We start from the raw sequence: 19607 nt of genomic DNA, 5'->3' as shown, positions 1-19607 counted from the left end.
GATGCACTCGGCCAGTGGCGCGACCAGCGCCATGCGCACGCGTCCAGCCCCAGGATTCACGCCGTCGACCTCGCGCGACAGGTACGACCCCGGCACCACGGTCACATGCTCGGCCTCGAACAGGTCGCGGGTGAAGTCCGCGTCGCTGCCAGGCACCTTGGCCCACAGGTAGAAACTGCCGTCCGGACGTTGCACATCCAGCACGGGTTGCAGGATGTCGAGCACGGCATCGTACTTGGCGCGGTACTGGTCGCGGTTCTCGCGCACGTGGGTCTCGTCCTGCCAGGCGGCGATGCTGGCCAGTTGGGTCTGCACCGGCATGGCGCAGCCATGGTAGGTGCGGTACAGCAGGAACGGCTTGATGATCTCGGCGTCACCGGCGACAAAACCCGAACGCAGGCCAGGCAGGTTGGAGCGCTTGGACAGGCTGTGGAACACCACGCAGCGCTTGAAGTCGCTGCGGCCCAGCTCGGCGCAGGCGCTGAGCAGGCCTGGTGGCGGGGCGTCCTCGTCGAAGTACAGCTCGCTGTAGCACTCGTCGGCGGCGATCACGAAGTCGTGCTCGTCGGCCAGGGCGATCAGCTTTTTCAGGGTGTCCATCGGCACCAGGGCGCCGGTGGGGTTGCCTGGCGAGCACAGGAAGAGGATCTGGCAACGTTTCCATACTTCGGCCGGCACGGCGTCGAAGTCGGGGTTGAAACCGTTGTTTTCCAGGCAGGGTAGGTAGTGCGGGGTGGCACCGGCCAGCAGGGCCGCGCCTTCGTAGATCTGGTAGAACGGGTTGGGGCTGATCACCAAACCATCTGCCGAGCGATCCACCACGGTCTGGGTGAAGGCGAACAGCGCCTCGCGGGTGCCGTTGACCGGCAGGATATGGCGGTCGGCGTCCAGCCAGCCGGCCGGCACGCCGAAGCGCCGCTCGCACCACTGGCCGATGGCCTGGCGCAGGGCCGGCAGGCCCAAGGTGCTGGGGTAGACCGCCAGCTTGTCGAGGTTGTCGGCCATGGCCTTGGCGACGAAGGCCGGCGATTCGTGCTTCGGCTCGCCGATCGACAGGGCGATCGGGCGTTTGTCCGCCGCCGGCTTCACGCTCCCCAGCAGGGCACGCAGTTTCTCGAACGGGTAGGGCTGGAGCTGGGTCAGTGCTGGGTTCATTGGCGCAAGGTCTCGTTATCGTCAAAAGGTCATGCGGGTGGGGCTGGCATCGGTGGCCTGGCCGGCCTGCAGCTGCTGGACGATGGCCTCCTGCAGGCGGCTGCACAGCTGCGGATCGGACAGCGGCTGGTTGTCGGCGTCGGTGATGAAGAACACGTCCTCCACGCGCTCGCCGAGGGTGGCGATCTTGGCGTTCTGCAGCGAGATGTCGAACTCGAGGAAGATCCGCCCGATCCGCGCCAGCAGGCCGGGGCGGTCCGGCGCGGTGATTTCGAGGATGGTCACCGGGCGCTGGGCGTCGTTGAGGATGGTCACCTGGGGTGGAAAATCGAAGTGCTTGAGCTGGCGCGGCACTCGGCGCTGGATGATCGCCGGGTAGTCCTCGGGGGTACGCAGCGCTTCGGTCAGGCCGTCGCGGATCTGCCTGACCCGCTGCGGGTTGTCGCCGATCGAGCCGCCATCGTTGTCGAGCACGATGTAGGTGTCGAGGGTGAACTGGCTGCTGGAGGTGATGATCCGCGCGTCATGGATGTTCAGGTTGAGCTGGGCCATGGCGGCCACGGTCACGGCGAAGAAGTCGTGCTGGTCGGGGGCGTAGATGAAGATCTGCGTGCCACCCTCGAACTCGCGCTGGGTGGTTTCCTTGATCAGCACCAGCGGCCCGCCGTCGGCCGGCTGCTGCAGGATCGCATCGCTGTGCCAGGCCACGTCGGCGGCGGTGTGCTTGAGGAAATAGTCATCGCCCAGTTGCGACCAGAGCTGTTCGACGTCGTCCGGGTCGGTGCCCCCGCGCACCAGGATGTCCAGGGCCGCGGTCTGGGTCTGGCGGATCTGTTCCTCTCGGTCCAGCGGGTTCTCCAGGCCCCGGCGCAGCGCGCGCTTGGTCTCGGTGTAGAGCTGGCGCAGCAGGCTAGCGCGCCAGGAGTTCCACAGGCTGGGGTTGGTGGCGTTGATGTCGGCCACGGTCAGCACGTAGAGGTAGTCCAGGCGCGTTTCGTCGCCCACGTGCAGGGCGAAGTCGTTGATCACCTGCGGGTCGGACAGGTCCTTGCGCTGGGCAGTGGTGGACATCACCAGGTGGTTCAGTACCAGCCAGACGATCAGGCGGCTGTCCCAGGCGGGCAGCTGATGGCGGGCACAGAACGCCTGGGCATCCACCGCGCCGAGCTCCGAGTGGTCGCCCTGGCGACCCTTGCCTATGTCGTGGTAAAGCCCTGCTAGGTAGATCAGCTCGGGTTTGGGCAGGCGGCCCATGAGCTTGCTGGCCAGCGGGAATTTCTCCGATACCGGCGTGTACTGCAGCTTGCGCAGGTGCTTGATCAGGTTGAGGGTGTGCGCATCGACCGTATAGATGTGGAACAGGTCGTGCTGCATCTGCCCGACGATCAGGCCGAACTCCGGCAGGTAGCGGCCGAGGATGCCGTAGCGGTTCATCCGCCGCAGGTTGCGGTGGATGCCGATCTCGCACTTGAACAGCTCGATGAACAGGCTGGTGTTGCGGATATCGTTGCGGAACTTGTCGTCGATCAGGTGGCGATGTTCACGCAACAGGCGCACGGTGTCGGCGCGCACGCCTTTGATCTCGGGGTGCTGGGCCATCAGCACGAAGATCTCCAGCATGGCGAACGGGGTGCGTTTGAACACGTTCTGGTTGACCGCCTCTATATAGCCGTCGTGCAGGCGGAAGCGAGCGTTGAGTGGTTGCGTGGTGCCGCTGTCGTCATCGGCGAGGATCACCTCCTCGAAGTGCTGGATGATCAGGTCGCACAACTGGCTGATGCTCATCACCACCCGGTAGTACTGCTGCATGAACTGTTCGATCGCGCGCTTGGGGTTGTCGTCGGTGTAGCCCAGCAGCGCGGCGACGCTGCGCTGGTGGTCGAACAGCAGGCGGTCTTCGGCGCGTCCGGCGAGCATGTGCAGGGCGTAGCGCACGCGCCAGAGGAAGGCCTGGGACGAGGCCAGCAGCTCGTTCTCGCTTTCCAGCAGGAAGTCCTCGCCGGCCAGGGCGTGCAGGTTCAGGGTGCCGTACTGACGCCGAGCCACCCAGAGCACGGTCTGGATATCGCGCAGACCACCCGGGCCGCCCTTGACGTTGGGCTCGAGGTTGTACTCGGTGTCGTTGTACTTGTGGTGGCGGGCCTTGAGCTCGGCGCGCTTGGCGAGGAAGAACTCCGCGGCAGGCCACATGTGCGCGGTGCTGGTGGCCTCGAGCATGCGCTGGCGCAGCGACTCGGGACCGGCGATGGTGCGGCTTTCCATCAGGTTGGTGATGACCGTCAGGTCGGCCCGGGCCTGCTCGGCGCATTCATCGACGGTGCGCACGCTCTGCCCGACCTCCAGGCCGATGTCCCATAGCAGCGTGAGGAAGCGCTCGATGGCGTCGCGGTACTGCTCGTGCTCGGCGGCGTCGAGCAGGATCAGCAGGTCGATGTCCGAGAACGGGTGCAACTCGCCGCGGCCGTAGCCGCCCACTGCCACCAGGGCGATGCCGTCCGGCGCGCCCCAGCTGAACTGGTGCCAGGCCTGCTGCAGGATATTGTCGACGAACCAGGCGCGGTCCTCGATCAGCCGGCGGATCTCGCGGCCTTCACGGAAACGCTTGTCGAGCACCTCGCCGGCCAGGCGGATGGCCTTCTTGAAGGCGGCGATAGGGCTTGCCTTGAGGGCCAGTTCCGCCTGGAACTGGCCACGGTCGAACAGCTCGGGATCCACCTGGGGCATCGAGTCGCGTTCCTGTGATGTGAATATCAGGCCGAGGTGCGCGGGATGGTGTCGTCCTTGCGCAGGGTGAAGATCTCGTAGCCGTTGGCGGTCACCACCAGGGTGTGTTCCCACTGGGCCGAGAGCTTGCGGTCCTTGGTAATGGCGGTCCAGCCGTCGCCCAGCACCTTGGTATCGGCCTTGCCCTGGTTGATCATCGGCTCGATGGTGAAGGTCATGCCTTCCTTGAGCTCCATGCCGGTGCCGGCCTTGCCGTAGTGCAGGATCTGCGGCTCCTCGTGGAACACCTTGCCGATGCCGTGGCCGCAGAACTCGCGGACTACCGAGAAGCCGTTCTTCTCGGCATGCTTCTGGATCACTTCGCCGATGTCGCCCAGGCGGCAGCCCGGCTTGACCAGCTCGATGGCCTTGTACATGCATTCCTGGGTGACTTTCGACAGGCGCGCGGCCCACTCCGGCACGTCACCGACGTGGAACATGCGGCTGGTGTCGCCGTGGTAGCCATCCTTGATCACGGTGATGTCGATGTTGAGGGTGTCACCCTTCTTCAGCGGCTTGTCGTTGGGGATGCCGTGGCAGACCACGTGGTTGATCGAGGTGCAGATCGATTTCGGGTAGCCCTTGTAGTTGAGCGGGGCCGGGATGGCCTGCTGAACATTGACGATGTAGTCGTGGCAGATGCGGTCGAGTTCTTCGGTGGTGACACCGGGCTTGACGTGCTCTTCGATCATTTCCAGCACTTCGGCGGCCAGGCGGCCGGCGATGCGCATCTTTTCGATGTCTTCTGCAGTCTTGATGGTGACGGTCATACAGGCTCTCTACGGCGCCGCGTGCGGCGCGAACGAACGGGAAAGGCCTTATTCTACCAGAGGGCGGTGTCGAACTGGCAGCAAGCCCCAAGTTTCAAGCCGCAAGCCGCAAGCTGCAAGCTGCAAGCTGCAAGCTGCAAGCTGCAAGCTGCAAGAGAAAGCAGCCTGCACGCGCGCCGCTCTTTCTTGCAGCTTGCGGCTTGCAGCTTGAAGCTGCTTCAACGGGTTCCGTTCGCGCGCGGCCTGTGGTATAAAATGCGCCGCTTTCGGGGGATGTCCCTCGTCAGCTCAAACCCACACACGTGTCGACACGATGGCCTGGGTGCCCGGTTTCCCTGGAAACACGGGTTGGTCATTGGGATACGTGGAGGCCCAACCCGACTTATCAAGGAACTATCATGTCCCAAGTCAATATGCGCGATATGCTGAAGGCCGGTGTGCACTTCGGCCACCAGACCCGTTACTGGAACCCGAAAATGGGCAAGTACATTTTCGGCGCGCGTAACAAGATCCACATCATCAACCTGGAAAAAACCCTGCCGATGTTCAACGAAGCTCTGTCCTTCGTAGAGCGCCTGGCCCAGGGCAAGAACAAGATCATGTTCGTCGGCACCAAGCGTTCCGCCGGCAAGATCGTCGCCGAGCAAGCTGCTCGTTGCGGTTCGCCATACGTTGACCACCGTTGGTTGGGCGGCATGCTGACCAACTACAAGACCATCCGCGCTTCGATCAAGCGTCTGCGCGACCTGGAAACCCAGGCCGAAGACGGCACCTTCGCCAAGCTGACCAAGAAAGAAGCCCTGATGCGTTCGCGCGATCTGGAAAAGCTGGACCGCAGCCTGGGTGGTATCAAGGACATGGGCGGCCTGCCTGATGCCCTGTTCGTGATCGACGTCGACCACGAGCGCATTGCCATCACCGAAGCCAACAAGCTGGGCATCCCGGTCATCGGCGTTGTCGATACCAACAGCAGCCCGGAAGGTGTGGATTACATCATCCCAGGCAACGATGACGCCATCCGCGCCATCGAGCTGTACATGACTTCGATGGCCGACGCCGTCATCCGCGGCCGCAACAACGTTGCCGGCGGCACTGAAGTCTACGCTGAAGAAGCGGCTGCACCTGCTGCTGAGTAATTGACGCCTGGCGTCTACTTGGCACGCAAAAAGGGGGCTTGGCCCCCTTTTTGCCACCTTGAAATCCTGCTGTCAGCGAAGGCCCCGCATCATGGGCGAGCTGATATAAAGGCAGCGATTTGCAGAATTTAACGCCCGTGACGAGCGGGTGGAATGGTTGAAAAACTTTCCAAGAGGATTTTGAAATGGCAGCAATTACTGCAGCGCTGGTCAAAGAACTGCGCGAGCGTACCGGCGAAGGCATGATGGATTGCAAGAAGGCCCTGGAAAAGGCCGGCGGCGACATCGAGAAAGCCATTGACGACATGCGTGCCTCGGGCGCCATCAAGGCCGCCAAGAAGGCTGGCAACGTTGCCGCCGAAGGCGCCATCGCCGTCAAGACCGACGGTAAATCCGCCGTTCTGCTGGAAGTGAACTCGCAGACCGACTTCCTGGCCCTGCAAGACGACTTCAAGAACTTCGTTGCCGAAAGCCTCGAAGAAGCCTTCGCCCAGAAGCTGACCGACGCAGCTCCGCTGATCGCCTCGCGTGAAGCTGCTCGTGAAGCCCTGGTCGCCAAGTGCGGCGAGAACGTCAACATTCGTCGCCTGGTGCGCGTGGAAGGCGACGTTGTCGGTGCCTACCTGCACGGCAACAAGATCGGTGCCGTTGTCGTCCTGAAAGGCGGCGACGTCGAGCTGGCCAAGAACATCGCCATGCACGTTGCAGCTTCGAACCCAGAGTTCCTGGATGCGTCGGAAATCTCCGCCGAGGCCATCGAGCGTGAGAAGAACGTCTTCCTGCAGCTGAACGCCGACAAGATCGCCGGCAAGCCGGAAAACATCGTTGAGAACATGATCAACGGTCGTATCACCAAGTTCAAAGCCGAAGCCTCGCTGAAAGAGCAAGCCTTCGTCATGAACCCGGAAGTCAAGGTTGGCGAGCTGGCCAAGAAAGCTGGCGCCGAAATCGTTTCCTTCACCTACTTCAAGGTTGGCGAAGGCATCGAGAAGCCGGTCGACGACTTCGCTGCCGAAGTTGCCGCCCAGGTAGCTGCCGCCAAGCAGTAAGACGGACTCGTCTGTCGCCCCGAAGAGGCTGCCCGCTCACGCGCGCAGCCTCTTTGTCAAAGCGCGGAAGGGTTTATAAAGCCTTTCTTCGCTGGCACTGAAGCAGTGCCACGCTACAGTTAGCAGGCTGTGAACAGCCCGCACGGAATTTTCTAAAAGTACGCCGCAGGAGAGACTCGCAATGGCTCAGCAGGTGAGTGGTCGCCAACCTCGCTATAAACGCATTTTGCTCAAACTTAGCGGCGAGGCCCTGATGGGCTCGGAAGACTTCGGGATCGACCCGAAGGTGCTGGATCGCATGGCCCTGGAAGTGGGTCAGCTGGTGGGTATCGGTGTTCAGGTCGGCCTGGTGATCGGTGGTGGCAACCTGTTCCGCGGCGCCGCGCTCAGCGCAGCCGGCATGGATCGCGTCACCGGTGACCACATGGGCATGCTGGCCACCGTGATGAACGGCCTGGCCATGCGCGACGCCCTGGAGCGCTCGAACATCCCGGCGCTGGTCATGTCGGCCATTTCCATGGTCGGTGTCACCGATCATTACGATCGCCGCAAAGCAATTCGTCACCTCAACTCCGGTGATGTGGTAATTTTCTCCGCCGGTACCGGCAACCCGTTCTTCACCACCGACTCCGCAGCCTGTCTGCGAGCCATCGAAATCGATGCCGATGTCGTGCTGAAGGCGACCAAGGTCGATGGTGTGTACACTGCCGACCCATTCAAGGATCCGCACGCCGAGAAGTTCGATCACCTCACCTACGACGAGGTGCTGGATCGCAAGCTCGGCGTCATGGACCTTACCGCAATCTGCCTGTGCCGCGACCACAAGATGCCATTGCGGGTATTCAACATGAACAAGCCTGGCGCCCTGCTGAACATCGTGGTGGGTGGCGCTGAAGGTACTTTGATCGAGGAAGGCGAAGCATGATCAACGACATCAAGAAAGACGCGCAGGAGCGCATGGGCAAGTCCCTCGAGGCCCTGGCCCGCAACCTGGCGGCGATCCGCACCGGTCGCGCCCACCCAAGCATCCTGGACGGCGTCAAGGTGCCGGCCTGGGGCAGCGACATGCCGCTGAACCAGGTGGCCGCGATCACTGTCGAGGACGCCCGCACCCTGAAGATCGTCGCCCACGACAAGAACCTCAGCGCCGCCATCGAGAAGGCCATCCTGACTTCCGACCTGGGCCTGAACCCATCCAGCGCCGGCACCACCATTCGCGTGCCGATGCCGGCCCTGACCGAGGAGACCCGCAAGGGCTACACCAAGCAGGCCAGCGGCGTTGCCGAGGATGCCAAGGTCGCCGTGCGCAACGTTCGTCGCGACGCGCTCGCCGATCTGAAGAAGCTGACCAAGGACAAGGAAATCAGCGAGGACGAAGAGCGTCGCGCGGCTGACGAGATCCAGAAGCTGACCGACAAGTTCGTCGCCGAAGTCGACGCAGCCTTCAAAGCCAAGGAAAAGGACCTGATGGCCGTTTGAGGCCAGGGTTTCTCTTTAATGGAAAAGACCAAGTCGGTGGCACCGTCCTCGGTGCCGCGTCATGTCGCGATCATCATGGATGGCAACAACCGCTGGGCGAAGAAGCGTCTTCTGCCCGGCGTCGCCGGACACAAGGCGGGTGTGGATGCCGTCCGCGCGGTGATCGAAGTCTGCGCCGAGGCGAAGGTCGAAGTGCTCACGCTCTTCGCCTTCTCCAGCGAGAACTGGCAGCGTCCGGCCGAAGAGGTCGGGGCGTTGATGGAGCTGTTCTTCTCGGCCCTGCGGCGTGAGGCCAAGCGCCTGAACGACAACAACATCAGCCTGCGCATCATCGGTGATCGATCGCGCTTCCATCCTGAGCTGCAGGCGGCGATGCGCGAGGCCGAGGCGGCCACGGCGGGCAGCAACCGCTTCATCCTGCAGATCGCCGCCAACTATGGTGGCCAGTGGGATATCGCCCAGGCCGCGCAGCGTCTGGCCAGGGAAGTCCAGGCCGGGCACCTGCGTCCGGACGATATCACCCCTGAGCTGCTGCAGACTTGCCTGGCCACCGGCGACCTGCCGCTGCCCGACCTGTGCATCCGCACCGGTGGCGAGCATCGCATCAGCAATTTCCTGCTGTGGCAGCTGGCTTACGCCGAGCTGTACTTCTCCGACCTGTACTGGCCGGACTTCAAACACGAGGCCATGCGCAGCGCGCTGGCCGATTTCGCTTCGCGCCAGCGCCGCTTCGGTAAGACCAGCGAGCAGGTCGAGGCTGGAGCCCGCGCTTAATGCTTAAACAACGCATCATTACCGCGCTGATCCTGTTGCCGATCGCGCTGGGCGGGTTCTTCCTGCTCAATGGTGGCGATTTCGCCCTGTTCATCGGCTTTGTGGTCACGCTCGGGGCCTGGGAGTGGGCGCGTCTGGCCGGCCTGGTGGCGCAGCCGCTGCGCATCGCCTATGCCGCGGTGGTCGCCGGGGCGCTGATGCTGCTCTACCTGATGCCGGACCTCGCGCCCTGGGTGCTGGGCGCCTCGGTGATCTGGTGGGCTTTGGCCACCTGGCTGGTGCTGACCTATCCGCGCAGCAACGAGCTGTGGAGCAGCGCGGCATGCCGCTTGCTGATCGGCCTGCTGGTGCTGCTGCCGGCCTGGCAAGGCCTGGTGCTGCTCAAGCACTGGCCGTTGGGCAACTGGCTGATCCTGGCGGTCATGGTGCTGGTCTGGGCGGCCGACATCGGCGCCTATTTCTCCGGGCGTGCTTTCGGCAAGCGCAAGCTGGCGCCGCAGGTCAGTCCGGGCAAGAGCTGGGAAGGGGTCTACGGCGGCCTGGTGGTCAGTCTGCTGATCACCCTGGGCGTGGGCCTGACCCGCGACTGGAGCTTCGGCCAGGTACTGCTGGGGTTGCTCGGCGCGGTGGTGGTGGTCATGTCGTCGGTGGTCGGTGACCTGACCGAAAGCATGTTCAAGCGCCGCGAAGGCATCAAGGACAGCAGCAACCTGCTGCCGGGGCACGGTGGTGTGCTTGATCGCATCGACAGCCTGACGGCGGCGATTCCGATGTTTGCCGTGCTGTTGTGGGCGGCTGAGTGGGGTGTGATGTGAGCGCCGTGCAACGCATAACCGTGCTGGGGGCCACCGGCTCCATCGGTCTGAGCACGCTGGACGTCATTGCCCGACACCCTGAGCGTTATCAGGTGTTCGCCTTGAGCGGTTATTCGCGCATCGATGAGCTGCTGGCCCTGTGCGAGCGTCATCGTCCGGCCTTCGCCGTGGTGCCGAGCGCCGAGGCGGCCGAGCGGCTGCGCCAAGGGTTGGCCGCGGCCGGTTGCGCCACCGAGGTGCTGGAAGGCGAGGGCGGGCTGTGCCAGGTCGCATCCGCCAGCGAGGTGGACACGGTGATGGCCGCCATCGTCGGCGCAGCCGGCTTGCGTCCGACCCTGGCTGCGGTCGAGGCGGGCAAGAAGGTATTGCTGGCCAACAAGGAAGCCCTGGTGATGTCCGGGGCACTGTTCATGGATGCGGTGCGTCGCAGCGGTTCGGTATTGCTGCCGATCGACAGCGAGCACAATGCGATCTTCCAGTGCATGCCTGGCGATTATGCCCGCGGCCTGAGCGCTGTCGGCGTGCGCCGGATCCTGCTGACCGCCTCCGGCGGCCCGTTCCGCGAAACCCCTGCCGAAGCGTTGCTGGATGTAACTCCGGAGCAGGCCTGCGCGCACCCTAACTGGTCCATGGGCCGCAAGATTTCGGTCGATTCGGCCAGCATGCTGAACAAAGGCCTTGAGCTGATCGAGGCCTGCTGGCTGTTCGATGCCAGGCCATCGCAGGTGGAAGTGGTGGTGCATCCGCAGAGCGTCATCCACTCGCTGGTGGACTACGTCGACGGTTCGGTGCTCGCCCAGTTGGGCAACCCGGACATGCGCACGCCGATCGCCAACGCCCTGGCCTGGCCGGAGCGCATCGATTCGGGCGTCGCGCCGCTGGACCTGTTCGCCATCGCTCGTCTGGATTTCCAATCCCCCGACGAACAGCGCTTCCCCTGCCTGCGCCTGGCGCGTCAGGCTGCCGAGGCGGGCAACAGCGCCCCGGCGGTGCTCAATGCCGCCAACGAAGTGGCCGTCGAGGCGTTCCTGCAGCGGCGTATCCGCTTCCCGGAGATCGCGGGTATGATCGAGCAGGTGCTCGACCAGGAGCCTGTGGTTCCACTGCCAACGCTCGATGCGGTGTTCGCCGCCGATCAGCGTGCCCGGGAGCTGTCCCGGGAATGGTTGCGACGCCACGGTCGCTGACCCTGGCGACCGACTCCGCCGAATGTCACCCGGAGACTGGACATGACTGCGCTTTACATGATTGTCGGCACACTGATAGCGCTTGGTGTGCTGGTCACGTTCCACGAGTTCGGTCACTTCTGGGTGGCCCGGCGTTGCGGCGTCAAGGTGCTGCGCTTCTCGGTCGGCTTCGGTACGCCGCTGGTGCGTTGGCATGATCGCCAGGGTACCGAGTTCGTGATCGCCGCGATTCCCCTGGGTGGCTACGTCAAGATGCTCGACGAGCGCGAGGGCGAAGTGCCGCCGGCGCTGGTCGAACAGTCGTTCAACCGCAAGAGCGTGCGTCAGCGCATCGCCATCGTCGCCGCTGGCCCCATCGCCAACTTCCTGCTGGCCATCCTGTTCTTCTGGGTGGTGGCCATGCTCGGCTCGCAGCAGGTGCGGCCGGTCATCGGCGCGGTCGAGTCGGGCAGTCTGGCGGCGACCGCCGGTCTGAACGTCGGCCAGGAAATCGTCTCCATCGACGGCAAGCCGACCAATGGCTGGTCAGCGGTCAACCTGCAACTGGTGCGACGCCTCGGCGAGAGCGGCGTGTTGCGGGTGGGCGTGGTCGACGAAGGCGCTACCGCAGAACGCCAGCACGAGATTCAGCTGAACCATTGGCTCAAGGGGGCCGACGAGCCCGACCCGATCCAATCCCTGGGCCTGCGCCCCTGGCGCCCGGCAATGATCCCGGTGCTGGCCGAGATCGATCCAAAGGGGCCGGCCGCCGCTGCGGGGCTGAAAAGCGGCGACACGCTGCTGGCGCTCGATGGCGTGGCGCTGGCCGACTGGCAGCAGGTGGTGGACGCGGTGCGTGCCCGCCCGGATAGCAAGGTGACCCTGCGCATCGAGCGTGATGGTGCGCAACTCGAGGTGCCTGTCACCCTGGCGCGCAAGGGTGAAGGGCAGGCTTCCGGGGGGTACCTGGGGGCGGGTGTCAAAGCTGGCGAATGGCCGGCGCGCATGCTTCGCGAGGTCAGCTACGGACCGCTGGAAGCGGTGGGCGAGGGCCTCTCGCGCACCTGGAGCATGAGCGTCCTGACCCTTGAATCGCTGAAGAAAATGCTGTTCGGGGAGCTCTCGGTAAAAAACTTGAGCGGACCGATAACCATTGCTAAAGTGGCGGGCGCTTCAGCCCAGTCGGGCGTCGGGGATTTCCTTAATTTCCTGGCCTATCTGAGCATAAGCCTGGGGGTTCTGAATCTGCTGCCCATCCCGGTACTGGATGGGGGGCATTTGCTGTTCTACCTGATCGAATGGGCGCGCGGTCGCCCGCTCTCGGATCGGGTGCAAGGTTGGGGGGTCCAGATCGGTATCAGTTTGGTCATCGGGGTGATGTTGCTCGCCCTGATCAACGATCTGGGTCGACTATAAAAGCTTCGCTCAATCGCGAAACCTGCCGCCTCGTCGCGGCAGGTTGTTTATTGCCAGTTGGAATAAAAGGACTTCATGAAACGTCTGCTGCTAACTGCGGTGCTCTCCGCACTGATGATCGCTGAAGTTCACGCCGAGTCCTTCACCATCTCCGATATTCGTGTCAACGGCCTGCAGCGGGTGTCCGCTGGCAGCGTGTTCGGCGCATTGCCGCTGAATGTCGGCGACCAGGTCGACGACCGCCGCCTGGTCGAGTCGACCCGCTCGCTGTTCAAGACCGGCTTCTTCCAGGACATTCAGCTGAACCGCGACGGCAATGTCCTGATCATCAACGTGGTCGAGCGCCCGTCGGTCTCCAGCATCGAGATCGAAGGCAACAAGGCGATCAGCACCGAAGACCTGATGAAGGGCCTGAAGCAATCGGGCCTGGCCGAGGGCGAGATCTTCCAGCGCGCGACGCTCGAAGGCGTGCGTAACGAACTGCAGCGCCAGTACGTCGCCCAGGGCCGCTACTCGGCCGAGGTCAACGCCGAAGTCGTGCCGCAGCCGCGCAACCGTGTCGGCCTGAAGATCAAGATCAACGAAGGCACCGTCGCCGCGATCCAGCACATCAACGTGGTGGGCAACACGGTGTTCGACGACGAGACCCTCGGCCAGCTGTTCGAGCTGAAGACCACCAACTGGTTGTCGTTCTTCAAGAACGACGACAAGTACGCCCGCGAGAAACTGTCCGGTGACCTCGAGCGCCTGCGTTCCTACTACCTGGACCGCGGCTACATCAACATGGATATCGCTTCGACCCAGGTGTCCATCACCCCGGACAAGAAGCACGTCTACATCACCGTCAACATCAACGAAGGCGAGAAATACACCGTTCGCGACGTGAAGTTGTCCGGTGACCTCAAGGTGCCGGAAGACCAGGTCAAGTCGCTGCTGCTGGTGCAGCCAGGCCAGGTGTTCTCGCGCAAGGTGATGACCACCACCTCCGACCTGATCACCCGTCGCCTGGGTAACGAAGGCTACACCTTCGCCAACGTCAACGGCGTGCCACAGCCGAACGACCAGGATCACACCGTCGACATCATGTTCGTCGTCGATCCGGGCAAGCGTGCCTACGTCAACCGCATCAACTACCGCGGCAACACCAAGACCGAAGACGAAGTGCTGCGTCGCGAGATGCGCCAGATGGAAGGCGGCTGGGCTTCGACCTACCTGATCGACCAGTCCAAGACCCGTCTCGAGCGCCTGGGCTTCTTCAAGGAAGTCAACGTCGAGACCCCGCCGGTGCCGGGCACCGACGACCAGGTCGACGTCAACTACAGCGTCGAGGAGCAAGCCTCCGGCTCGATCACCGCCAGCGTCGGTTTCGCCCAGAGCGCCGGTCTGATCCTGGGTGGCTCGATCAGCCAGAGCAACTTCCTGGGTACCGGTAACAAGGTGTCGATCGGCCTGACCCGTTCCGAATACCAGACCCGCTACAACTTCGGCTTCGTCGACCCCTACTTCACCGCCGACGGTGTCAGCCTGGGCTACAACGCCTTCTACCGCAGCACCGACTATGACGACCTCGATGTCGACGTGGCCAGCTATGCGGTCGACAGCCTGGGTGCCGGTGTCAGCCTCGGCTACCCGATCAGCGAGACCTCGCGCCTGACCTACGGCCTGACCGTGCAGCAGGACAAGATCAAGACCGGCCGCTACACCGTCGACGAGATCTTCAAGTTCCTCCAGGACGAGGGCGACAACTTCCTGAACTTCAAGGCGTCGATCGGCTGGTCCGAATCGACCCTGAACAAAGGCGTGCTGGCGACCCGTGGTCACTCCCAGAGCCTGACCCTGGAAACCACCGTGCCGGGCAGCGACCTGTCGTTCTACAAGCTCGACTACCGTGGCCAGCTGTTCAAGCCGATCAACAACGAATACACCCTGCGCCTGCACACCGAGCTGGGCTATGGTGATGGTTTCGGTTCGACCTCCGGTCTGCCGTTCTATGAAAACTACTATGCCGGTGGCTTCAACTCGGTGCGTGGCTTCAAGGACAGCAGCCTGGGTCCTCGCAGCACGCCGAGCCGTGGCGCGGCCGTGACCGGCAACCAGGGCACCATCGCCGACCCGGATCAGGATCCGCTGCCGTTCGGTGGTAACGTGCTCGTCCAGGGTGGCGTGGAGCTGCTGTTCCCGCTGCCGTTCGTCAAGGATCAGCGTTCGCTGCGCACCTCCGTGTTCTGGGATGTGGGTAACGTGTTCGACACCAACTGCGGCTCCAAGCCCGATTGCGCGAAAGTCGGTTTCTCGGACATGGCCAGCTCGGTCGGTCTGGGCGTGACCTGGATCACCGCGCTGGGCCCGCTGAGCTTCAGCCTGGCGATGCCGATCAAGAAGCCGGACGACGCCGACACGCAGGTGTTCCAATTCTCTCTGGGCCAGACCTTCTGAGGTCGGCCCTCGCTTAACGACAACGGTTTATCCAGGAGTGCATCGTGCGTAAGTTGACTCAACTGGCCGTAGTGGCCGCGGCGCTGGTCGCCACCCCGGCTTTCGCCGAAATGAAGGTCGCCGTGCTGAACTATCAGATGGCGCTGCTGGAATCCGACGCGGCCAAGAAGTACGCCGTCGATGCGGAGAAGAAGTTCGGTCCGCAACTGACCAAGCTCAAGGGCCTGGAAAGCAGCGCCAAGGGCATCCAGGACCGCCTGATCAAGGGTGGCGACAAGATGCCTCAGCCGGAGCGCGAGCGCCTCGAGCTCGAGTTCAAGCAGAAAGCCCGTGACTTCCAGTTCCAGTCCAAGGAACTGAACGAGGCCAAGGCCGTGGCTGACCGCGACATGCTCAAGCAGCTCAAGCCCAAGCTCGACGGCGCCGTCGAGGAAGTGATCAAGAAAGGTGGCTACGACCTGGTGCTCGAGCGTGGTGCGGTGATCGATGTCAAGCCACAGTACGACATCACCCGCCAGGTTATCGAGCGCATGAACCAAGCGCGTTGATATGACCGTGACGATGACGCTCGGCCAGCTGGCCGAGGCCCTCGGGGCCACGCTGAAGGGCTCCGAGGCGCTGGAAATCACCGGCCTGGCCACCTTGCAGGAGGCGGGGCCCGGGCAATTGAGTTTCCTGGCCAACAAGCAGTACCGCAAGTTTCTGGACGATACCCAGGCCGGCGCGGTGCTGCTCAAGGCCGAGGACGCCGAAGGCTTCGCCGGCAGTGCGCTGATCGTCGCCGACCCTTACCTGGCCTATGCCCGTATTTCGCACCTGTTCGATCCAAAGCCCAAGGCTGTGGCGGGAATTCATCCCAGCGCCGTGGTGGCGGATGATGCACAGGTGGATGCCAGTGCCAGTATCGGCCCGTTCGCGGTGATCGAGAGCGGCGCGCGCATCGCTGCCAACGTGACCATCGGCGCGCATTGTTCCATCGGCGCGCGCTGTGTCATCGGTGAAGGTGGCTGGCTGGCACCGCGGGTGACGCTGTATCACGACGTGACCATCGGCAAGCGTGTGGTGATCCAGTCAGGGGCAGTGATCGGCGGTGAAGGCTTCGGCTTCGCCAACGAGAAGGGTATCTGGCGCAAGATCGCGCAGATCGGTGGCGTGACCCTGGGCGACGACGTGGAGATCGGCGTGAATACCGCGGTCGACCGTGGCGCGCTGTCGGACACGCTCATCGGTGACGGCGTCAAGCTCGACAACCAGATCCAGATCGCTCACAACGTCCAGGTCGGTGACCACACGGCGATGGCGGCTTGCGTCGGTATTTCCGGTAGCACCAAGATCGGCAAGCACTGCATGATCGCCGGTGGTGTCGGCATGGTCGGGCATATCGATGTCTGCGATAACGTATTCGTCTCTGGAATGACCATGGTGACCCGTTCGATTACCGAACCTGGTGGCTATTCTTCCGGTACGGCCATGCAGCCGCTGGCCGAGTGGCGCAAGAGCGCCGCGCGTATCCGCCAGCTGGACGAGATGTCCAAGCGTCTCGGGCAGCTGGAAAAACGAGTCGACACCGTGACCTCAGGTGGCCAGCCGGCATCAGAAGGCTGATACCATTCCCTGAGCAAGCGTGAACCGTCGCTAGCTGGCTCCTCTTTGGATCTGCAAAAGGAGCGTGTGGTCAGCACCTGCGCTCCCTATTCTTATTACAGGCTTCCCCCCGAAATGATGGACATCAACGAGATTCGCGAATACCTGCCTCACCGTTACCCGTTCCTGCTGGTGGATCGGGTCACGGATCTGGACTTCGAGGCCCAAAGCATTCGTGCCTACAAGAATGTCAGCATCAATGAGCCGTTCTTCAATGGCCACTTCCCGGCGCATCCAATCATGCCGGGCGTGCTGATCATCGAGGCGATGGCCCAGGCGGCCGGAATTCTCGGATTCAAGATGCTCGACGCCAAACCGGCCGACGGCACCCTCTACTACTTCGTCGGCTCCGACAAGCTGCGCTTCCGCCAGCCGGTGCTGCCAGGCGACCAGCTGGTACTGGAAGCCAGATTCCTCAGCCGCAAGAGCATGATCTGGAAGTTCGAATGCCGTGCCCTGGTCGACGGCAAGCCGGTCTGCTCGGCCGAGATCACCTGCGCGGAACGCTCCCTATGAGTTCGATTGACCCACGGGCGATCATCGACCCCTCGGCCAGGCTGGCCGAGGGCGTCGAGGTCGGCCCCTGGTCGATCGTAGGCCCCGATGTGGAAATCGGGGAGGGTACCGTCATCGGTCCGCACGTGGTGCTCAAGGGGCCGACCCGCATTGGCAAGCACAACCGCATCTTCCAGTTTTCCTCGATTGGCGAAGACACCCCTGACCTGAAGTACAAGGGTGAGCCGACGCGCCTGGTGATCGGCGACCATAACGTGATCCGCGAGGGTGTCACCATCCACCGCGGCACCGTGCAGGACCGTTCGGAAACGACCCTGGGCGACCACAACCTGATCATGGCCTATGCCCACATCGGCCATGACAGCGTCATCGGCAACCACTGCATCCTGGTCAACAACACTGCGTTGGCGGGCCACGTGCACGTGGGCGACTGGGCGATCCTGTCGGGCTACACGTTGGTGCACCAGTACTGCCACATTGGTGCCCACGCGTTTTCCGGCATGGGGACCGCGATCGGCAAAGACGTGCCAGCCTACGTCACGGTATTCGGCAGCCCGGCCGAAGCGCGCAGCATGAACTTCGAAGGCCTGCGCCGTCGTGGATTCAGCGACGAAGCGCTGCACGCCTTGCGTCGTGCCTACAAGATCGTCTACCGCCAGGGCCTGACCGTCGATGAGGCGCTCAAGGACCTGGAGGAACTGGTGAGCCAGTTCCCCGAGATCGATCTGTTCCGCCAATCGATCGCCAATTCCGCCCGCGGCATCACCCGCTGACATGGCGCGACTCTGCGTTGCGCTGGTCGCGGGCGAGGCCAGTGGCGACATTCTCGGCTCCGGCCTGATGCGGGCCATCAAGGCACGTCATCCCGATGTCCGTTTCATCGGTGTTGGCGGTCCCTTGATGGAAGCCGAAGGCATGACCTCCTATTTCCCGATGGAACGCCTGGCCGTCATGGGCCTGGTCGAGGTGCTTGGACGCTTGCGTGAGCTGCTCAAGCGCCGCAAAGAATTGATCCAGACACTGATCGGCGAAAAACCCGATGTGTTCATCGGCATCGACGCCCCCGATTTCACCCTCAATATCGAACTCAAGCTGCGCCAGGCCGGGATCAAGACCGTGCACTACGTCAGCCCGTCAGTCTGGGCCTGGCGTCAGAAGCGCGTGCTGAAGATCCGCGAGGGTTGCGATCTGATGCTGACCCTGCTGCCGTTCGAGGCGCGCTTCTACGAAGAACAAGGCGTGCCGGTGCGGTTCGTCGGCCATCCGCTGGCGGATACCATCCCCCTCGAAGCAGATCGCGGCGCGGCACGTGCCGAGCTGGGGCTGGGCGACGGCCCGGTGGTCGCGTTGATGCCTGGTAGCCGCGGCGGTGAGGTGGGGCGCCTGGGCGCCTTGTTCCTCGATGCCGCCCAGCGTCTGCGCGAGCTGGTGCCTGGCGTGCGCTTCGTGCTGCCCTGCGCGAATGCCGCCCGGCGTGCCCAGGTCGAGCAGATGCTGGAAGGGCGTGAGCTACCGCTGACGCTGCTGGACGGTCGCTCGCATCAGGCGCTGGCTGCCTGTGACGCGGTGCTGATCGCCTCCGGTACCGCGACCCTGGAGGCGCTGCTGTACAAGCGGCCGATGGTGGTGGCCTACCGCCTGGCGCCGCTGACTTACTGGATCCTCAAGCGCATGGTCAAGAGCCCGTACGTGTCGCTGCCCAACCTGCTGGCCCAGCGCCTGCTGGTACCGGAGTTGCTGCAGGACGCCGCTACCAGCGAAGCCCTGGCACAGACCCTGGCGCCGCTGGTCAAGGACGGCTCGCAACAGACCGATAGCTTCGACCAGATCCACCGCACCCTGCGCCGCGACGCCTCCAACCAGGCGGCCGACGCGGTGCTCGCCCTGTTGAAGGACCGCTGACATGCAGATGGGACTGGATTTCAACCTGGTCGAAGAACTGGTGGCTGGCGTCGATGAAGTGGGCCGTGGCCCGCTGTGTGGCGCGGTGGTCACGGCGGCGGTGATTCTTGATCCGCGACGGCCGATCCTTGGTCTGAACGACTCGAAGAAGCTTACCGAAGCCAAGCGCGACGCACTGTTCGACGAGATCCGCGAAAAAGCCCTGAGCTTCTGCATCGCCCGGGCCGAGGTCGAGGAGATCGACCGCCTGAACATCCTCCAGGCCACCATGCTGGCCATGCAGCGCGCCGTCGAAGGGCTGCACATCACGCCGAAACTGGCGCTGATCGACGGCAACCGTTGCCCGAAACTGGCCGTGCCGGCGGCGCCGGTGGTCAAGGGTGACTCCCAGGTGCCGGCGATCGCGGCGGCCTCGATCCTGGCCAAGGTCACCCGTGATCGCGAGATGAGCGAGTTCGAGCTGATCTACCCGGGGTACGGGATCGGCGGGCACAAGGGCTATCCGACCCCGGTGCACCTCGAGGCCCTGGCCCGTCTTGGGCCGACGCCCATTCATCGGCGTTCGTTCGCCCCTGTTCGAGCCGCA

18 protein-coding genes are annotated in these 19607 nt (G+C 63.6%); 15 read left to right on the top strand and 3 right to left on the bottom strand.

The genetic code is table 11. From position 1 onward, the window contains the following. From dapC to map, 3 genes are all read right to left on the bottom strand, one after another. A partial coding sequence (gene dapC / locus N5D48_RS21865; RefSeq protein WP_279887921.1) for a succinyldiaminopimelate transaminase occupies positions 1-1155 on the bottom strand: 1155 nt, incomplete at its 3' end. Positions 1156-1176: 21 nt separating this feature from the next. Continuing rightward, positions 1177-3879: a [protein-PII] uridylyltransferase gene (locus N5D48_RS21860; protein ID WP_279887919.1), complete on the bottom strand. Its 2703-nt coding sequence runs from the start codon at positions 3877-3879 to the stop codon at positions 1177-1179. Positions 3880-3905: 26 nt separating this feature from the next. Further along, positions 3906-4688, bottom strand: a complete 783-nt coding sequence (gene map / locus N5D48_RS21855) for a type I methionyl aminopeptidase (RefSeq protein ID WP_279887918.1) — start codon at positions 4686-4688, stop codon at positions 3906-3908. Positions 4689-5086: 398 nt separating this feature from the next. On the opposite strand from map, the gene rpsB reads away from it, so the two are divergent. The 15 genes from rpsB to rnhB form a co-directional block, all read left to right on the top strand. Then, positions 5087-5824: a 30S ribosomal protein S2 gene (rpsB, locus tag N5D48_RS21850; protein ID WP_028690678.1), complete on the top strand. Its 738-nt coding sequence runs from the start codon at positions 5087-5089 to the stop codon at positions 5822-5824. Positions 5825-6009: 185 nt separating this feature from the next. Further along, positions 6010-6873, top strand: a complete 864-nt coding sequence (tsf, locus tag N5D48_RS21845) for a translation elongation factor Ts (protein ID WP_008094914.1) — start codon at positions 6010-6012, stop codon at positions 6871-6873. Positions 6874-7054: 181 nt separating this feature from the next. After that, positions 7055-7798 carry a UMP kinase gene (pyrH, locus tag N5D48_RS21840; protein ID WP_166883533.1) on the top strand — a complete coding sequence of 248 codons (744 nt, stop codon included), beginning with the start codon at positions 7055-7057 and terminating at the stop codon, positions 7796-7798. Continuing rightward, on the top strand, positions 7795-8352 hold the full coding sequence (frr, locus tag N5D48_RS21835) for a ribosome recycling factor (RefSeq protein WP_279887917.1): 558 nt from the start codon (positions 7795-7797) through the stop codon (positions 8350-8352). Before pyrH ends, frr begins: the two co-directional genes overlap by 4 nt. Before the next feature lie 18 nt (positions 8353-8370). After that, positions 8371-9126 carry a polyprenyl diphosphate synthase gene (gene uppS / locus N5D48_RS21830; protein ID WP_279887916.1) on the top strand — a complete coding sequence of 252 codons (756 nt, stop codon included), beginning with the start codon at positions 8371-8373 and terminating at the stop codon, positions 9124-9126. Then, positions 9126-9941 (top strand): phosphatidate cytidylyltransferase, encoded by an 816-nt coding sequence (locus N5D48_RS21825; RefSeq protein ID WP_279887915.1) that lies wholly within the window; start codon positions 9126-9128, stop codon positions 9939-9941. The genes uppS and N5D48_RS21825 overlap by 1 nt, the downstream gene beginning before the upstream one ends. Further along, positions 9938-11128 (top strand): 1-deoxy-D-xylulose-5-phosphate reductoisomerase, encoded by a 1191-nt coding sequence (gene ispC / locus N5D48_RS21820; RefSeq protein ID WP_279887914.1) that lies wholly within the window; start codon positions 9938-9940, stop codon positions 11126-11128. Before N5D48_RS21825 ends, ispC begins: the two co-directional genes overlap by 4 nt. A gap of 42 nt (positions 11129-11170) precedes the next feature. Then, entirely contained in the window at positions 11171-12523 is a 1353-nt protein-coding gene (gene rseP / locus N5D48_RS21815; protein ID WP_279887913.1) for an RIP metalloprotease RseP, read from the top strand. Positions 12524-12598: 75 nt separating this feature from the next. Beyond that, complete coding sequence (bamA, locus tag N5D48_RS21810; protein ID WP_279887911.1) at positions 12599-14959, top strand: outer membrane protein assembly factor BamA; 2361 nt, start codon at positions 12599-12601, stop codon at positions 14957-14959. Positions 14960-15003: 44 nt separating this feature from the next. Then, complete coding sequence (locus N5D48_RS21805) at positions 15004-15507, top strand: OmpH family outer membrane protein (protein WP_279805038.1); 504 nt, start codon at positions 15004-15006, stop codon at positions 15505-15507. Position 15508: 1 nt separating this feature from the next. Next, complete coding sequence (lpxD, locus tag N5D48_RS21800) at positions 15509-16564, top strand: UDP-3-O-(3-hydroxymyristoyl)glucosamine N-acyltransferase (protein WP_279887909.1); 1056 nt, start codon at positions 15509-15511, stop codon at positions 16562-16564. Between the two features lie 114 nt (positions 16565-16678). After that, positions 16679-17119: a 3-hydroxyacyl-ACP dehydratase FabZ gene (gene fabZ / locus N5D48_RS21795; protein ID WP_051097422.1), complete on the top strand. Its 441-nt coding sequence runs from the start codon at positions 16679-16681 to the stop codon at positions 17117-17119. Further along, positions 17116-17892: an acyl-ACP--UDP-N-acetylglucosamine O-acyltransferase gene (lpxA, locus tag N5D48_RS21790; protein ID WP_279887906.1), complete on the top strand. Its 777-nt coding sequence runs from the start codon at positions 17116-17118 to the stop codon at positions 17890-17892. Before fabZ ends, lpxA begins: the two co-directional genes overlap by 4 nt. A gap of 1 nt (position 17893) precedes the next feature. Then, positions 17894-19021 (top strand): lipid-A-disaccharide synthase, encoded by a 1128-nt coding sequence (gene lpxB, locus N5D48_RS21785; protein WP_279887904.1) that lies wholly within the window; start codon positions 17894-17896, stop codon positions 19019-19021. 1 nt (position 19022) lies between these two features. After that, on the top strand, positions 19023-19607 hold a 585-nt coding region (gene rnhB / locus N5D48_RS21780), incomplete at its 3' end, for a ribonuclease HII (protein WP_279887902.1).

Source organism: Pseudomonas sp. GD03858, assembly GCF_029840925.1.
Classification (GTDB): Bacteria; Pseudomonadota; Gammaproteobacteria; order Pseudomonadales; family Pseudomonadaceae; genus Aquipseudomonas.
Note: the sequence above shows the minus strand (reverse complement) of the source record. Positions and strands in the feature narration are given on the sequence as shown.

Excerpts from the sequence above, each read along its gene's own strand:
- N5D48_RS21860 (WP_279887919.1), bottom strand. The coding sequence starts at position 3,879 with ATGCCCCAGGTGGATCCCGAGCTGTTCGACCGTGGCCAGTTCCAGGCG.
- map (WP_279887918.1), bottom strand. The coding sequence starts at position 4,688 with ATGACCGTCACCATCAAGACTGCAGAAGACATCGAAAAGATGCGCATC.
- rpsB (WP_028690678.1), top strand. The coding sequence starts at position 5,087 with ATGTCCCAAGTCAATATGCGCGATATGCTGAAGGCCGGTGTGCACTTC.
- tsf (WP_008094914.1), top strand. The coding sequence starts at position 6,010 with ATGGCAGCAATTACTGCAGCGCTGGTCAAAGAACTGCGCGAGCGTACC.
- pyrH (WP_166883533.1), top strand. The coding sequence starts at position 7,055 with ATGGCTCAGCAGGTGAGTGGTCGCCAACCTCGCTATAAACGCATTTTG.
- frr (WP_279887917.1), top strand. The coding sequence starts at position 7,795 with ATGATCAACGACATCAAGAAAGACGCGCAGGAGCGCATGGGCAAGTCC.
- uppS (WP_279887916.1), top strand. The coding sequence starts at position 8,371 with ATGGAAAAGACCAAGTCGGTGGCACCGTCCTCGGTGCCGCGTCATGTC.
- N5D48_RS21825 (WP_279887915.1), top strand. The coding sequence starts at position 9,126 with ATGCTTAAACAACGCATCATTACCGCGCTGATCCTGTTGCCGATCGCG.
- rseP (WP_279887913.1), top strand. The coding sequence starts at position 11,171 with ATGACTGCGCTTTACATGATTGTCGGCACACTGATAGCGCTTGGTGTG.
- bamA (WP_279887911.1), top strand. The coding sequence starts at position 12,599 with ATGAAACGTCTGCTGCTAACTGCGGTGCTCTCCGCACTGATGATCGCT.
- lpxD (WP_279887909.1), top strand. The coding sequence starts at position 15,509 with ATGACCGTGACGATGACGCTCGGCCAGCTGGCCGAGGCCCTCGGGGCC.
- fabZ (WP_051097422.1), top strand. The coding sequence starts at position 16,679 with ATGATGGACATCAACGAGATTCGCGAATACCTGCCTCACCGTTACCCG.
- lpxA (WP_279887906.1), top strand. The coding sequence starts at position 17,116 with ATGAGTTCGATTGACCCACGGGCGATCATCGACCCCTCGGCCAGGCTG.
- lpxB (WP_279887904.1), top strand. The coding sequence starts at position 17,894 with ATGGCGCGACTCTGCGTTGCGCTGGTCGCGGGCGAGGCCAGTGGCGAC.